Here is a 15,023-nt window from a genome sequence, read left to right on the forward strand (position 1 = left end):
TTGATACTCGTTCGCAACCTTCTACAAATAGATATTACAATACTGAAAACAGAAGAACTACTACGAATGAAAGACGCGCACCAATAAATCAAAAAGAAACGAGTAACACAAATTATAGAAGTTCTTCAAATAATAATAATAATAATAATAATAGTTCATCTTCTGAAAGTAGAAGTAATAGCCGTAGTAGTTCAGCTAGTTCATCTTCATCAAGATCATCTGGAAATACTTCGTCTTCATCAAATAGTAGTTCATCAAGAAGAAGCTCAACCCGTAATTAAAAATAAAACGTCATGAAAAAATTATATTTTGTAGTAATGCTATTAAGCGTTGCTTATATTTCTAACGCACAAACTTTAGGTTATAATGATATAGGTGTGCTGTTTTCAACAGAAAAAATAAATGGTACAGCACGCTATAATGCTATGAGTGGAGCATTTGGAGCTTTGGGAGGCGATTTGTCATCCATTGAAACAAATCCTGCTGGTGCTGCAGTATTTTTAAAAAGTGAATTTTCAGCTTCATTAAATATTAGGAATACTAAAACAACATCTTCTTTTTATGGAACAGATGAACTTACAGATAATAATTATACCAACTTATCACAAGCAGGCGGTGTATTTGTATTTAATACCAACCGTAATTCTGATTGGAGTAGCCTTGCATTAGGTTTTAATTACAGTATTGTAAATGATTTTGAAGGCCTTTGGCTAGCAAGTGGTAATAGTGGTTTTGCACCAATTTCAGATATTTATGACCCTACAGTAGTTTATGGAAATTCAGATGGACAATATTTTGAAAACTTTACCGATGGAAGAAATAATAAATACACTTTTACTATTGCTTCACAATACAGAGATAATTTATATATAGGAGCGTCTATTAATACCTATGATTTAGAATATTACCAAAGTGCACTTATAGAAGAATATAATAATGATGGTAGTGGAAACACTTATGATGTATCTCAAATTCAAGAATTATTAACCTATGGAGACGGTTATTCATTTTCAATTGGTTTTATTTCTAAACCTAGTGAAAATATTCGTCTCGGATTGGCTTATCAATCTCCTGTTTGGTATAGTTTAGCTGAAGAATTTGTTGAATTTGATGTGAATATATTTGAAAATAATGTAAGTACTGAAACTGATTTTTCAGGCCTTAATGGTTTTGATTACGAATTAAGAACACCCAGTAAATTAACAGGGAGTTTTGCTTATATTTTTGATAAACAAGGATTAATTAGTATTGATTACATTTACAAAAACTACAGCAATATTGAAATAAATAGCCCTGGGTTTTCTACCGAAAATAAAATTTTTAATACTGATCTAGAAAGTACTGGGCAATTACGTATTGGTACTGAATGGCGTTTTGATGATATCTCTATTAGAGGTGGTTATCATATGGAGAAAAGCCCTTATAAAAACGCTTTAGGTTCTGATGATACAGACGGATTTTCACTTGGGGCCGGTTACAAATTTAGAGGTGGAAAATTAGATTTCGCATATCAAAAATCTACAAACACAGCATCTTATAATTTTTATCCTCAATACAATCAAATAAACACTACTAATTTAAATTTTGATACTTCAAAATTTACAGCAACACTAGTACTAAATATTTAATATATAATACCCTATTATAGTAAACGCCTCTAAATTGAGGCGTTTTTTATTTTCAACCCAATACATTAAGTATGTTTTAGTACTTTTGCACAAATAATTTTAAAAAAATGGAAGCAATTTCTTTAAGAATAGAAAAAACAACAACTGATACAATTATAAAATTTACTGCAAACACAGTTTTAATTAGTGGAAGTTATCAATTTAATAATATTGATGAAGCTAAGAATTCACCTTTAGCGCAACAATTATTTCATTTACCATTTGTAAAACAAGTTTATATTTCAGCAAACTTTATAGCAGTTGAAAGATTTAACATTGTTGAATGGAGTGACGTTCAGGAAGAACTAAAAGAACAAATTGAAATTTATTTAAACAACCCAGGTGTTTTGGTTTTAGAAGAAAATGAACCTCAACAAAAAATTCCTGTTGAAGTTTATGCTGAATCAACACCAAACCCTTCAGTCCAAAAATTTGTTGCTAATAAAAAATTAGTTGAAACAGATTTTGAATTTAAAAATAAAGAAGAAGCTAAAAACTCACCTTTAGCAACTGAATTATTTAATTTTGAATATGTTAAAGAAGTGTTTATTTCTGAGAATTATGTTTCAATCACAAAATTAGAGACAGCGGATTGGGGCGAAATAACTGTTGAAGTTAGAAGTTTTATTAGACAATATATTGCCGATGGAAAAACAATAGCCTCTATTAATGCTCAACAAAAAAAGCACACACAAACTATTGAAGAAGCAACAACTAATCTTGATGATGTTTCAAAACAAATAATTGATCTTTTAGATCAATATGTAAAACCTGCAGTTGCTGCTGACGGTGGAAATATTGCATTTCAATCTTACGATGCAACTACACAAACAGTAAATGTAATTTTGCAAGGTGCTTGTAGCGGTTGTCCTTCATCAACAGTTACTTTAAAAAATGGTATTGAAAATATGTTAAAACAACTAATACCAGGAAAAATTAGTCAAGTTGTAGCTGTAAATTACTAACTATTTATGAGTGAAAAAGTAAAGCCCTATAAAAATTCTGAACTTGGTAAAAAAGAGCAAGTTGCAAAAATGTTTGACACCATTTCTAAAGAATACGACGGTTTAAACCGTGTTATATCTTTTGGAATTGATGTGAAATGGCGTAATAAAGTTGTTAAAATAATTGGAGATACAAATCCCAATTCAATTTTAGATATTGCAACTGGAACAGGTGATTTAGCAATTAATTTAACTAAAACAAAAGCTTCAAAAATAATTGGATTAGATATTTCTGAAGGAATGCTTGAAGTTGGAAGAAAAAAAATTGAAAAATTAAATCTAACTAATACTATTGAAATGGTATTTGGTGATTCAGAAAAAATTCCTTTTAGTGACAATTCTTTTGATGCTATTACCGTTGCTTTTGGAGTTCGTAATTTTGAAGATTTAGAAAAAGGCTTATCTGAAATATACCGAGTTTTAAAAACCGGAGGAACTTTTGCTGTTTTAGAAACTTCAATACCAACCAAAACTCCATATAAACAAGGATATACATTTTATTCTAAAAATATTTTACCTTTAATTGGTAAATTATTTTCAAAAGACAAATCAGCTTATAAATATTTATCAGATTCAGCAGCTGCATTTCCTTATGGTGTAGCTTTCAACAATATTTTACAAAAAGTTGGGTTTATAGCTATAGAAAACAAACCTCAAACTTTTGGGGTTGCTTCAATTTATATAGCAAAAAAATAATAGATGAAAAAAGTTTTTGTAACCGTTATTCTATGTTTCATAATAATGAACAATAGTACAGCCCAAAAAAGAGACATTGTTCAATACAAACAAAATTGGGACAAGCAAATAGTTTATTGGGGTTATTATCTTGGAATCAACAAAAAAGATTTTAAAATATCCTATCTAAATCCAGACACTTTCATAAACGTTACAAGTACTTCTGGTTTTGAAGTTGGGTTAATTGGTGATCTTCGATTACACAAAAATATAAACTTACGTTTGGAACCTGGGCTTTCTAGTAACACAAAAACACTAGAATTTACAAATATTGAAGGGAATGATAATGTTAGGATAAGAGAGGTTAACGGAACTTATTTAAGAATTCCTTTGTTGTTAAAATTTAGTACCGATAGGTTAAATAATATACGACCTTATGTAGTTGGTGGGGTTTCGTACGATTTTAATTTTTCAAGTAATCAAGACAATCCTAATGACAATTTGGATGGAGAATTTAGAATGACCAAAAATAATTTTATGTATGAAGTTGGTGTAGGAATTGATTTATATTTACCCTACTTTATTTTTTCACCATCTATTAGAGGTGTATTTGCCATAAATAATGAATTGGTGAGAGATACTGATCCAAACAGCCAATGGACTGGTAATATTGATTATCTTGGAACAAGAGGCGTTTTTATAAAATTCGCTTTTCACTAAAAATAAAATTTATTTTATCGCTTAAATTCACTTAATAAAATTGCAGTAGCTGTTGCTACATTTAAACTTTCTGTTTGCTGTAAGTTTCCAAATCTAGGTATTGAAATTGTATTCGTTAACAATTTTAAAATTGAATTACTAATTCCGTTAGCTTCATTTCCCATCACCAAAATCGCATTTTTAGGCAAACTACTTTTATAAACATTCTCACCTTCCATTAATGATGCATATTTAGGAAGTTCTATATTTTGCAAATAAGTTTCCAAATCCATATAAATTATAGAGACTCTTGTTAAAGAACCCATAGATGCTTGTACTACTTTTGAATTATAACAATCAACTGTATTTGTTGAGCAAATAAGCTGATCAACTCCAAACCAATCACACAATCTAATAATGGTTCCTAAATTTCCTGGGTCGTTTATTTCATCTAGAGCTATAACTAAACCTTCTTTTTTTATTGGTTCATTTAAAGGAATTTTAAAAATTCCCAATACATTATTAGGTGTTTTAAGAGTACTTATTTTTTTTAACTCAGTTTCAGATATTATTGTGGCTTTTTCAATATTATCATACGCTAATTTATCCACACAAAATAAATGCTCTAATTCAAAATTTGAGTTTAAAAATTCACCTACAACTTTTGTGCCTTCGGCAATAAATAAATTATAATTGGTTCGGTACTTTTTTTGCTGTAAGCTCGTTATTAATTTTAACTGATTTTTACTTAAACTCATGTTTTTAATTATAAAAAATTGTAATTTGATAATATCTTGAAAAGGTTTACTTTTGAAACAAATTTAAACTCTTATTTATTGAAAAGCAATATTATAATATTAATAATTCTATTAAGCATCTCTTATAGTTTTTCATCGTGCAATACGGTAAAGTATGTTCCTGAAAATAAACACCTACTTATTAAAAATACCGTAATTGTTAATGATAAGAAAGTGGTGGCTGATGAAATTAACGATTATATAGTTCAACGTCCTAATCAGTTAGTTTTAGGAGTTCCTTTTCCGCTTCATTTTTACAATGTTGGAAACAAGAATTTTGAAAGAGATTTTGAAAATTGGAAATTAACCAATCCTAAATGGTACAAATTTACAAAAAATGTATTTTCAGAAAAGCAAGCTAGAGGAATTCGAAATTTTAAATACAATTCACATCAATGGTTTTTAAATAATGGAGAACCTCCTGTAATTTTTGAGGCTAAAAAAGCAACACAAACGGTAAATAATTTAATGCTTCATTATTACAATGAAGGATATTTTAAGGCTAAAGTTACATTTGAAGAACAATTATTAAAAAATAAAAAAGCTAAAGTTAACTACTATGTAAACACAGACAAACCCTATACTTTAGATAGTGTTAAAACTACTATTGAATCAAAAATTCTAGATTCAATATATAGAATTCATGAAAACGAATCTTTTATAAAAAAAGAAAACATCTTTAAGCTTGCTTCATTTATAAATGAACAAAATAGATTAACCAAGTTATTTAGAAATTCAGGAATTTTTAGATTTAATAAAAACGCCATTACTTTTGAAGCAGATTCTGCCAATTATAAATCTGACATTGATCTTATTATTAATGATAGTATTGGAGTTTTTCCTTTTAAAATTCAAAAAATAAAAAACGTAAATATTTATACAGATTACTCTTACAATACAAAAGAAAACCCTATTAAAGACAGCCTAAATTACAATGGATATTCATTTTTAGCACAGAAAACATTAAAATACAATCCTAAAATATTATTAAATTCTATTTTTATTGAACCAAATTCCATTTATAAAGATGAAACCCGTGAATTAACCCGAAAAAATTTAAGAGGCTTAAATAATTTCAGGTCTGTTGATATAAAATATACCGAATTGGAAGATGATATGCTTGAAGCATCCATATTCTTAACTCCGCTTAAAAAATATTCAATTGGTCTTAATACTGAACTAACACACTCTAATATTAGACAACTTGGTGTTTCTGGTAAACTGTCTTTCTTAAATAGAAATATTTTTAAAGGATCTGAAATCTTAAAATTTTCTATTCAAGGCTCATTTTTAGATTCGAAAGATGCTGCTGACAACGAAAGTTTATTAAATGCATGGGAAATTGGTGGTGACGTTTCTCTAGAACTTCCTAGGTTTTTAGTGCCTTTTAACCCAACTAAAATTATTTCAAAAAAGAAATCTCCAAAAACAACCTTCACATTAGGAACTAGTTTACAAAAAAATATTGGTTTAGATAAACAAAAATACACTGGTATTGTAGATTACACTTGGGAATCATCTTTAACTAAAAAACATAGTTTTCAACTTTTAAATGCGCAATTTATTAAAAATTTAAATATTGACTCCTATTTTAGCATTTATACATCTGAGTATAATAATCTTGTTGAAATTAAAGATAACTATTTCTCCAACGAAATTTTAACTGAACAAAATGCAATTACATTTATTAAAACTTTTATTGACTCAGATTTTAAAAACACAAATGCCACAGAATACCAAACGGCAAAAAATATAGAAGCTAGGTATAATATTATTACAGAGGATGTACTTATCCCCTTGGTAGCTTATACATTTACATACAACAATAGTGAAAATTATAAGGATTCAGATTTTTCATTTTTTAGAGCTAGAATTGCTTCCTCTGGAAATTTAACTACTTTATTAGCTACAAAAAAAGATGCTAATGATGTAAAAACATTCTTAAATACCCCAATAGCTCAATATATAAAAACCGATTTAGAATATAAAAAATTCTGGAACTTATCATTAGAAAATGTTTTGGCATTCAGAAGTTCTATAGGGATAGCAATTCCTTATGGTAACTCAAGTACAATACCATTTAGCAGAAGTTATTTTATAGGCGGACCAAACGATTTAAGAGCTTGGAAAATTTATGATTTGGGTCCAGGATCTACACAAAGCGGTTTAGAATTTAATGTGGGAAATCTAAAATTTATAAACAGCCTAGAATATAGATTTAAAGTAATTAACAGCATTAAAGGTGCCTTATTTGTTGATGCAGGAAACATTTGGGATATATCAAACTCAACAATAACTTCTTCCGAAGCAAAATTTAACGGTTTTGATTCTTTAAAAGACATTGCAATTGGATCAGGGTTTGGCATTAGATATGACCTGAGTTTTATTTTATTAAGATTAGATTTAGGGTTTAAAACTTACGAACCTTACCTTACTAATGGAAACAAATGGTTTACTAATTATAATTTCAGTAAAACTGTATATAATTTCGGTATAAGCTATCCTTTCTAAAAAAACTATTACGATTTCGTTTTTTTTCTATTCAAATTAGATTATTAACAGCTATAATTCCTTAATTTTGCTACAATTAAGTTATCAATACTAATTACACATAGAATATTATGAGCCATACAATTAAACCAGGAGTTGCAACAGGTAAAGAGGTGCAAGAAATTTTTAAATTAGCAAAAGCAAAAAAATTCGCATTACCTGCTGTAAACGTAATAGGATCAAATACAATTAATACTGTTTTAGAAACTGCAAAAGAATTAAATTCACCCGTAATCATTCAATTTTCAAATGGCGGAGCTCAATTTAATGCAGGAAAAGGTTTGTCTAATGAAGGGCAAAAAGCTGCTATTGCTGGTGGAGTTGCCGGAGCAAAACATATTCATACTTTAGCGCTAGCTTATGGAGTTCCTGTAATTTTACATACAGACCATTGCTCAAAAAAATTATTGCCTTGGATTGATGGATTATTAGATGCAGGAGAACAATTCTACAAAGAAAATGGAATTCCATTATACAGTTCTCATATGATTGATTTATCTGAAGAACCTTTAGAAGAAAATATTGAAATTTGCAAAACTTATTTAGCTCGTATGAGCAAAATGGGAATGACGTTAGAAATTGAGTTAGGAATTACTGGTGGTGAAGAAGATGGTGTTGACAACTCTGATGTTGACGCTTCAAAATTATACACACAACCTGAAGAAGTTGCTTATGCATACAACGAACTTAAAAAAGTAAGCGATAATTTCACTATTGCAGCATCATTTGGTAATGTTCATGGTGTATACAAACCAGGTAATGTGAAATTAACTCCAAAAATTTTAGATAATTCTCAAAAATATATTGAAAAAGAAAATGGAACCGAACCAAATCCTGTAGATTTTGTTTTCCATGGCGGATCAGGTTCAACTCTTGAAGAAATTAGAGAAGCTATTGGATATGGCGTTATCAAAATGAATATAGATACTGATATGCAATTTGCTTTTACAGAAGGAATTAGAGACTATATGAATGATAAAATTGACTATTTAAGAACACAAATAGGGAATCCTGATGGAGCTGATCAACCAAATAAAAAATATTACGATCCACGTGGATGGTTACGCAAAGGTGAAGAAACATTTAAAACTCGTTTAATTGAAGCATTTAAAGATTTAAATTGTGTAAATGTTTTATAATCAGTAAAATAAATAATTAAATTAACAAAGAGAACTTTTTTTTAGATGTTCTCTTTGTTTTTTTTAGTAATTTGCACTCCCATTTTCAACTAAAACAAAATATTATGTCATCTTGGTTTCAAAGAAAAGATAAAGGTATTCAGACATTAACTGAAAATAAAAAAGATGTCCCAAAAGGACTATGGTACAAAACGCCGAGTGGTAAAGTTGTAGACACTGAAGAATTAAAACTTAATTACTATGTTAGCCCAGAAGATGGCTATCATGTTAGAATAGGTAGTGCTGAATATTTTGAAATTCTTTTTGATAATAATACGTTTAAAGAATTTAATGAAAATGTAATATCTAAAGATCCTTTAAAATTTACTGACACTAAAAAATATACTGACAGATTAAAGGATGCCTATTCAAAAACAAACTTAAAAGATGCAGTAAGAACCGCTGTTGGTAAATCTTTTGGCAAAGATTTAGTAGTAGCTGCTATGGATTTTAGTTTTATTGGTGGATCTATGGGAAGTGTTGTTGGCGAAAAAATTTCGAGAGCAATTGATTACTCAATAAAACACAAAGTACCATTTTTAATGATTTCAAAATCTGGTGGTGCAAGAATGCAGGAAGCTGCAATATCTCTAATGCAATTAGTAAAAACATCTGTTAAATTAGCCCAACTTGCAGAAGTTAATATACCATACATATCATTATGTACAGATCCAACAACAGGTGGAACAACCGCTTCATACGCAATGTTAGGAGATATAAATATTGCTGAACCTGATGCTTTAGTTGCATTTGCAGGACCAAGAGTTGTAAAAGATACTACTGGGAAAGATTTACCTCCTGGGTTTCAACGTTCCGAATTTGTTTTGGAACATGGATTTTTAGATAAAATTGTAGAACGTAAAAACTTAAAAAAACAAGTAAATTTATATATAGATTTAATTCAGAATTTACCAATTAGAAAATAAAAAAAGCGAGCTGATTTCCATTAGCTCGCTTTTTTTGTTTAAATAATATAATTAGACAAAATTAATGCATCCTTCTTTTTAGAATTATTTCAGTTTCTACTCCATCACTATTTGTTATAACAGCAATATCATCACAAGTTCCATCCCCAAAATTCAATGAACTAGTAAGTTCTCCTTTTGTAAATTCAATTATACCACTTACAATAAATCTACAAGACATTTCTCTTCTTAACGCTTCAGTAATAATAGCCGAACAAACTGTACCATCTTTAAATGTATTTGTCCAATTTCCTGTAATTAAATAAACATTATCATCCCAAATTATTGTATCATAACCTTCAATCCATTCTCTCGTTTTTGTACCAACTCTTGAAACAAATTCTCCATCAGTCCAAGTTAAAGTCATGTCAATTGTTTTAGTTGACTCAGGATTTCCATTTTCATTTTCCTTTATTCTAACAATAGTATTTTCTCCTACAATTGTAATATCATTAAACGCAAACCCTTCAAAAGACTGAATAACAGTTATTATTTGCAACTCTAAATCAAATGAATAGCTCATTATAATTTTACCCGAAATAATATTTCCATTAGGCAATTCACAACCATCACCAAAATCTAATGTTACCGTTTTAATTGTTCCATCTATAACAACCGTTTTAACAACACAATCTGGCATTCCACCAAATCTATCATCAGTTTTTAAAGCTTCATCCTTACTGCTAAGGTTCAAATCATCATATAAAAAGTCATCTATAATATTATCAACTTCATCTGATATATCATCAGATTCTACAAGAGCAATTGCTTCTTCATCTGATATAACATCTACTACTTCTGCTAAATCAGTTACTTCAACCAAATTACTATCTTCACAACTTGTGAAGACCAATCCACTTAGCATAAAAACCGCAACCAACTTTAATTTTAAATTATTCATTCTCATAATATTAGTGTTTTAATTGTTAACATTCATATTATCTTAGACCTTATGAAATTGTAAAAGTTTAATTGTAACTAAAAATAAATAAGTTGTTTCTGTAGTTAATTGTTAATCAAAATAATAATAGTACCTTTGCGGCCTGTTTACTGCATTTGTAGTAATCATACATAAAAATTATTAATAAAAATTAATGTTAGCATGTACTTAACAAAAGAAAAAAAAGCTGAAATTTTTGCCAAACATGGTGAATCAGCAACAAACACAGGTTCTTCAGAGGGCCAAATTGCATTATTTACTTTCAGAATTAACCACTTAACTGAACACTTAAAAAGAAATCGCAAAGATTTTAATACAGAACGTTCATTGGTAAAATTAGTAGGTAAAAGAAGAAATTTCCTTGACTACTTAATTAAGAACGATATTGTAAGATATCGTGAAATAATTAAAGAGCTAGGTATTAGAAAATAATTTCATAAATTAAGAGGCAAATTTTGCCTCTTTTTTTTTAAAATTAAGAATACATTAAAGAAAGCATTTATTAAACTTTTCATTGGTTCATAAGCAACACAACAACTAAAACCAATTGTTTAATTAAAATTAAAACATTATTTATGATACCAAAGGTATTTAAACAAATTATTGACTTAGGAGATGGAAGAACTATCTCTTTAGAAACAGGAAAATTAGCAAAACAAGCACATGGTTCAGTTGTAGTTCAAATGGGTGATGCCATGTTATTATGTACAGTTGTATCTAATTATCATGCAAGTCCAGGAGTTGACTTTCTACCATTAACAGTAGATTACCGTGAAAAATTTGCAGCTGCAGGTCGTTATCCTGGAGGTTTCTTCAAAAGAGAAGCAAGACCAAGTGATGCTGAAGTATTAACTATGCGTTTAGTTGATAGAGTATTACGCCCACTTTTCCCAAAAGATTACCATGCTGAAACACAAGTGATGATTCAGTTAATGTCTTCTGATGAAAATGTAATGCCAGATGCTTTAGCTGGTTTAGCTGCATCTGCTGCAATACAATTAACTGATTTCCCTTTTGAAATGCCAATTTCTGAAGTTCGTGTAGCAAGAATAAATGGTGAGTTTGTAATTAATCCAAGTAGAACACAATTGGAAGATGCAGATATTGACATGATGGTTGGTGCTTCTGCAGATTCTGTAATGATGGTTGAAGGTGAAATGGATGAATGTAGTGAAGAAGAAATGGCTGAAGCTATTAAATTTGCTCATGAAGCTATTAAAATTCAATGTGCTGCACAAGTAGCATTAGCTGAAGCTTTTGGTAAAAAAGAAACTCGTGAATACGAAACTGAAGCAAATGACGAAGAATTAGCTAAAATAATTTCTGATTTTGTTTACCAAAAAGTATATGATATTGCAAAAGCAGGGAGTGCTAAACATGAACGTAGCGCAGCTTTTGCAGCAATTAAAGATGAAGTAAAAGCAACCTTTACTGAAGAAGAATTAAAAGAAAAAAGTGCATTAATTTCTAAATATTATTCTAAAGCAGAAAAAAGTGCAATTCGTAATCTAACTTTAAATGAAGGTTTACGTTTAGATGGAAGAAAAACTGATGAAATTAGACCAATTTGGTGTGAAGTAGATTATTTACCATCAACACACGGTTCTGCAATTTTCACAAGAGGTGAAACTCAAGCTTTGGCAACGGTTACCCTAGGAACTTCAAGAGAAGCTAACAAAATTGACATGCCAACTTACCAAGGTGAAGAAACATTTTATTTACATTATAACTTCCCTCCTTTTTGTACTGGAGAAGCGCGCCCATTAAGAGGTACTTCTCGTCGTGAAGTTGGCCACGGAAATTTAGCACAACGTGCATTAAAAGGAATGATTTCGAAAGATTGTCCTTATACTGTTCGTGTGGTTTCAGAAGTGTTAGAATCTAACGGTTCTTCATCAATGGCAACTGTATGTGCAGGAACTATGGCGTTAATGGATGCTGGTGTTGAAATGAAAAAACCAGTTTCAGGAATTGCAATGGGATTAATTTCTGACGGTGATCGTTATGCTGTTTTATCTGATATTTTAGGTGATGAAGATCATTTAGGTGATATGGATTTTAAAGTTACAGGTACTGCAGACGGAATTACTGCTTGTCAAATGGACATTAAAATTAAAGGTTTATCATACGAGATTTTAGTAAGTGCATTAAAACAAGCACGTGAAGGTAGATTACATATTTTAGGAAAAATAACTGATACAATTGCTAAACCAAATGCAGATGTTAAAGCACATGCTCCTAAAATGGTTACCAAAACTATTCCAAATGAATTTATTGGCGCTTTAATTGGCCCAGGAGGTAAAGTAATTCAAGAATTACAAAAAGAAACTGGTTGTACTATTGTTATTAATGAAGATCCAATTACAACAGAAGGAATTGTAGAAATTTTAGGAACAAACCAAGCTGGTATAGATGCAGTTTTAGCTAAAATTGATTCTTTATTATTTAAACCAGCTGTAGGGAGTATATATGAAGTGAAAGTAATAAAAATGTTAGACTTTGGTGCAGTTGTAGAATATACGGCAGCTCCGGGAAATGAAGTTTTATTACATATTTCTGAATTAGCTTGGGAGCGTACAGACAATGTTACTGATATTGTTAATATGGGTGATGTATTTGACGTAAAATATTTTGGGAAAGATCCTAAAACTCGTAAAGATAAAGTTTCTAGAAAAGCACTTTTACCAAAACCTGAAGGATTTGTAGAAAGACCTCCAAGAGATGACAATAGAAGTGGTGGACGTGATAACCGCGGAAGAGATAATCGTAGTGGTGGAGATAGAGATAGAAAACCAAGACCAAGAGATTAATTTGAAATAATTATCTCATTACAAATATAAAAGCTTCTCAAATTGAGAAGCTTTTTTTATGAAAATATTTTATAATTTCTAGTAAAATTAATATTTTATCATTCTTTTTGTAACATTTATTAAATTACTACGTATAATATAATGTACACCATATATTAATAAAAATATTTTAGCTACTTAAATGAGACAACTTAAAATTACAAAACAGGTTACTAACAGAGAAACCGCATCATTAGATAAGTATTTACAAGAAATAGGAAAAGTTGATTTAATTACTGCTGAAATGGAAGTAGAATTAGCTCAACGTATTAGAGCTGGAGATCAAGCTGCATTAGAAAAATTAACAAAAGCAAACTTACGTTTTGTTGTATCTGTAGCAAAACAATACCAAAATCAAGGATTAACGCTTCCAGATTTAATTAATGAAGGAAATTTAGGATTAATTAAAGCTGCAAAACGTTTTGATGAAACTCGTGGTTTTAAATTTATATCTTATGCTGTTTGGTGGATTCGTCAATCAATTTTACAAGCATTGGCTGAACAATCCCGTATTGTACGTTTACCTTTAAATAAAATTGGTTCTATCAACAAAATCAATAAAATGTATGCGTTTTTAGAGCAAGAAAATGAAAGACCTCCTTCTGCAGAAGAAATTGCAAAGAAATTAGATATGACTATTAATGACGTTAAAGAATCTATGAAAAATTCTGGCCGTCACGTATCTATGGATGCTCCTTTAATTGAAGGTGAAGATTCAAATTTATACGATGTATTAAATACTGGTGATTCTCCAAACCCAGATAGAGCTTTATTACACGAATCATTAAAAGTTGAAATTGAACGTGCTTTAGAAACGTTAACACCTAGAGAAGCTGATGTTGTTCAGTTGTACTTTGGTTTAGGTGATGCACACCCAATGACTCTTGAAGAAATTGGTGAAACTTTCGATTTAACACGTGAACGTGTTCGTCAAATTAAAGAAAAAGCTATTAGAAGACTAAAACATACTTCTAGAAGTAAAATTTTAAAAACATATTTAGGATAATAATCCTTAACAAACGCTCGAAATCTCGAGCGTTTTTCTATTTTAATTAATACTTTTACAAAAATAACAACATCCTAAAATGAATAAATTTATTGCTCCTTCAATTTTAGCTGCCGATTTTGGCAACTTACAACGTGATATTGAAATGATAAACAATAGCATAGCTGATTGGTTTCATATTGATGTTATGGATGGTGTTTTTGTCCCAAATATATCATTTGGAATGCCGGTAATTAGCGCTATAAAAAAGCATGCTACTAAAACAATGGATGTTCATTTAATGATTGTTAATCCAGATAGATTTATTGCTGATTTTAAAAAAGTGGGTGCAGATATTTTAACTGTTCACTACGAAGCTTGTACACATTTACACAGAACTGTTCAAGCTATAAAAGCAGAAGGTATGAAAGCTGGTGTTTCTTTAAATCCACATACACCAATTGCTGTATTAGAAGATATTATTGCCGATTTAGATTTAGTACTAATTATGAGTGTAAATCCCGGTTTTGGTGGACAAAGTTTTATTGAAAATACATATAAAAAAGTTGAACAACTTAAAAACCTTATAGAATATTCTGGTTCAAATGCATTAATTGAAGTTGATGGTGGAGTAACTGACCAAAACATAGAAAAACTTTCTGAAGTAGGTGCAAATGCCTTTGTTGCTGGAAGTTTTGTTTTTAAAAGTGAAAA

The 15,023-nt window shown here is 29.7% G+C and carries 14 protein-coding genes; 12 read left to right on the forward strand and 2 right to left on the reverse strand.

The window, feature by feature from the left end:
* From ABY863_RS09245 to ABY863_RS09265, 5 genes are all read left to right on the forward strand, one after another.
* Positions 1 to 281: hypothetical protein (locus ABY863_RS09245; RefSeq protein ID WP_372794096.1), on the forward strand; the 281-nt coding region annotated here is incomplete at its 5' end.
* Positions 282 to 293: 12 nt separating this feature from the next.
* On the forward strand, positions 294 to 1,628 hold the full coding sequence (locus ABY863_RS09250) for an OmpP1/FadL family transporter (protein WP_372794098.1): 1,335 nt from the start codon (positions 294 to 296) through the stop codon (positions 1,626 to 1,628).
* 107 nt (positions 1,629 to 1,735) lie between these two features.
* A complete protein-coding gene (locus tag ABY863_RS09255) occupies positions 1,736 to 2,632 on the forward strand; it encodes a NifU family protein (RefSeq protein WP_372794100.1) in 897 nt (298 codons plus the stop codon).
* Positions 2,633 to 2,638: 6 nt separating this feature from the next.
* Positions 2,639 to 3,367, forward strand: a complete 729-nt coding sequence (gene ubiE / locus ABY863_RS09260) for a bifunctional demethylmenaquinone methyltransferase/2-methoxy-6-polyprenyl-1,4-benzoquinol methylase UbiE (protein WP_372794102.1) — start codon at positions 2,639 to 2,641, stop codon at positions 3,365 to 3,367.
* 3 nt (positions 3,368 to 3,370) lie between these two features.
* The gene (locus ABY863_RS09265; protein WP_372794104.1) at positions 3,371 to 4,066 is read left to right on the forward strand and encodes a porin family protein; all 696 of its coding nucleotides are present in this window, start codon (positions 3,371 to 3,373) and stop codon (positions 4,064 to 4,066) included.
* 14 nt (positions 4,067 to 4,080) lie between these two features.
* Here ABY863_RS09265 and ABY863_RS09270 read toward each other — a convergent pair whose 3' ends face one another.
* Positions 4,081 to 4,803, reverse strand: coding sequence for a TrmH family RNA methyltransferase (locus ABY863_RS09270; protein ID WP_372794106.1), 723 nt, complete (start codon positions 4,801 to 4,803; stop codon positions 4,081 to 4,083).
* A 78-nt stretch (positions 4,804 to 4,881) separates the two neighbouring features.
* On the opposite strand from ABY863_RS09270, the gene ABY863_RS09275 reads away from it, so the two are divergent.
* The 3 genes from ABY863_RS09275 to accD all read left to right on the forward strand — a co-directional run bounded on the left by ABY863_RS09275 (position 4,882) and on the right by accD (position 9,496).
* Positions 4,882 to 7,353, forward strand: a complete 2,472-nt coding sequence (locus ABY863_RS09275; RefSeq protein ID WP_372794108.1) for a BamA/TamA family outer membrane protein — start codon at positions 4,882 to 4,884, stop codon at positions 7,351 to 7,353.
* A gap of 110 nt (positions 7,354 to 7,463) precedes the next feature.
* Positions 7,464 to 8,531 carry a class II fructose-bisphosphate aldolase gene (gene fbaA, locus ABY863_RS09280; protein ID WP_372794110.1) on the forward strand — a complete coding sequence of 356 codons (1,068 nt, stop codon included), beginning with the start codon at positions 7,464 to 7,466 and terminating at the stop codon, positions 8,529 to 8,531.
* Between the two features lie 104 nt (positions 8,532 to 8,635).
* Complete coding sequence (accD, locus tag ABY863_RS09285) at positions 8,636 to 9,496, forward strand: acetyl-CoA carboxylase, carboxyltransferase subunit beta (RefSeq protein WP_372794113.1); 861 nt, start codon at positions 8,636 to 8,638, stop codon at positions 9,494 to 9,496.
* A 61-nt stretch (positions 9,497 to 9,557) separates the two neighbouring features.
* On the opposite strand, the gene ABY863_RS09290 is transcribed toward accD, so the two are convergent.
* A complete protein-coding gene (locus ABY863_RS09290) occupies positions 9,558 to 10,436 on the reverse strand; it encodes a hypothetical protein (protein WP_372794114.1) in 879 nt (292 codons plus the stop codon).
* A 201-nt stretch (positions 10,437 to 10,637) separates the two neighbouring features.
* Here ABY863_RS09290 and rpsO point away from each other — a divergent pair, with 201 nt between their 5' ends.
* The 4 genes from rpsO to rpe form a co-directional block, all read left to right on the forward strand.
* Positions 10,638 to 10,907: a 30S ribosomal protein S15 gene (gene rpsO, locus ABY863_RS09295; RefSeq protein ID WP_372794116.1), complete on the forward strand. Its 270-nt coding sequence runs from the start codon at positions 10,638 to 10,640 to the stop codon at positions 10,905 to 10,907.
* 143 nt (positions 10,908 to 11,050) lie between these two features.
* Positions 11,051 to 13,285, forward strand: coding sequence for a polyribonucleotide nucleotidyltransferase (locus ABY863_RS09300; protein ID WP_372794118.1), 2,235 nt, complete (start codon positions 11,051 to 11,053; stop codon positions 13,283 to 13,285).
* A 181-nt stretch (positions 13,286 to 13,466) separates the two neighbouring features.
* Entirely contained in the window at positions 13,467 to 14,330 is an 864-nt protein-coding gene (locus ABY863_RS09305) for an RNA polymerase sigma factor RpoD/SigA (protein WP_372794120.1), read from the forward strand.
* Between the two features lie 79 nt (positions 14,331 to 14,409).
* On the forward strand, positions 14,410 to 15,023 hold a 614-nt coding region (rpe, locus tag ABY863_RS09310; RefSeq protein ID WP_372794122.1), incomplete at its 3' end, for a ribulose-phosphate 3-epimerase.

This window comes from Lutibacter sp., assembly GCF_041562875.1.
In the GTDB taxonomy this organism is placed as follows: Bacteria; Bacteroidota; Bacteroidia; order Flavobacteriales; family Flavobacteriaceae; genus Lutibacter.

Excerpts from the sequence above, each read along its gene's own strand:
- ABY863_RS09255 (WP_372794100.1), top strand. The coding sequence starts at position 1,736 with ATGGAAGCAATTTCTTTAAGAATAGAAAAAACAACAACTGATACAATT.
- rpsO (WP_372794116.1), top strand. The coding sequence starts at position 10,638 with ATGTACTTAACAAAAGAAAAAAAAGCTGAAATTTTTGCCAAACATGGT.
- ABY863_RS09290 (WP_372794114.1), bottom strand. The coding sequence starts at position 10,436 with ATGAATAATTTAAAATTAAAGTTGGTTGCGGTTTTTATGCTAAGTGGA.
- ABY863_RS09270 (WP_372794106.1), bottom strand. The coding sequence starts at position 4,803 with ATGAGTTTAAGTAAAAATCAGTTAAAATTAATAACGAGCTTACAGCAA.
- ubiE (WP_372794102.1), top strand. The coding sequence starts at position 2,639 with ATGAGTGAAAAAGTAAAGCCCTATAAAAATTCTGAACTTGGTAAAAAA.
- accD (WP_372794113.1), top strand. The coding sequence starts at position 8,636 with ATGTCATCTTGGTTTCAAAGAAAAGATAAAGGTATTCAGACATTAACT.
- ABY863_RS09250 (WP_372794098.1), top strand. The coding sequence starts at position 294 with ATGAAAAAATTATATTTTGTAGTAATGCTATTAAGCGTTGCTTATATT.
- ABY863_RS09300 (WP_372794118.1), top strand. The coding sequence starts at position 11,051 with ATGATACCAAAGGTATTTAAACAAATTATTGACTTAGGAGATGGAAGA.
- fbaA (WP_372794110.1), top strand. The coding sequence starts at position 7,464 with ATGAGCCATACAATTAAACCAGGAGTTGCAACAGGTAAAGAGGTGCAA.
- ABY863_RS09305 (WP_372794120.1), top strand. The coding sequence starts at position 13,467 with ATGAGACAACTTAAAATTACAAAACAGGTTACTAACAGAGAAACCGCA.
- ABY863_RS09265 (WP_372794104.1), top strand. The coding sequence starts at position 3,371 with ATGAAAAAAGTTTTTGTAACCGTTATTCTATGTTTCATAATAATGAAC.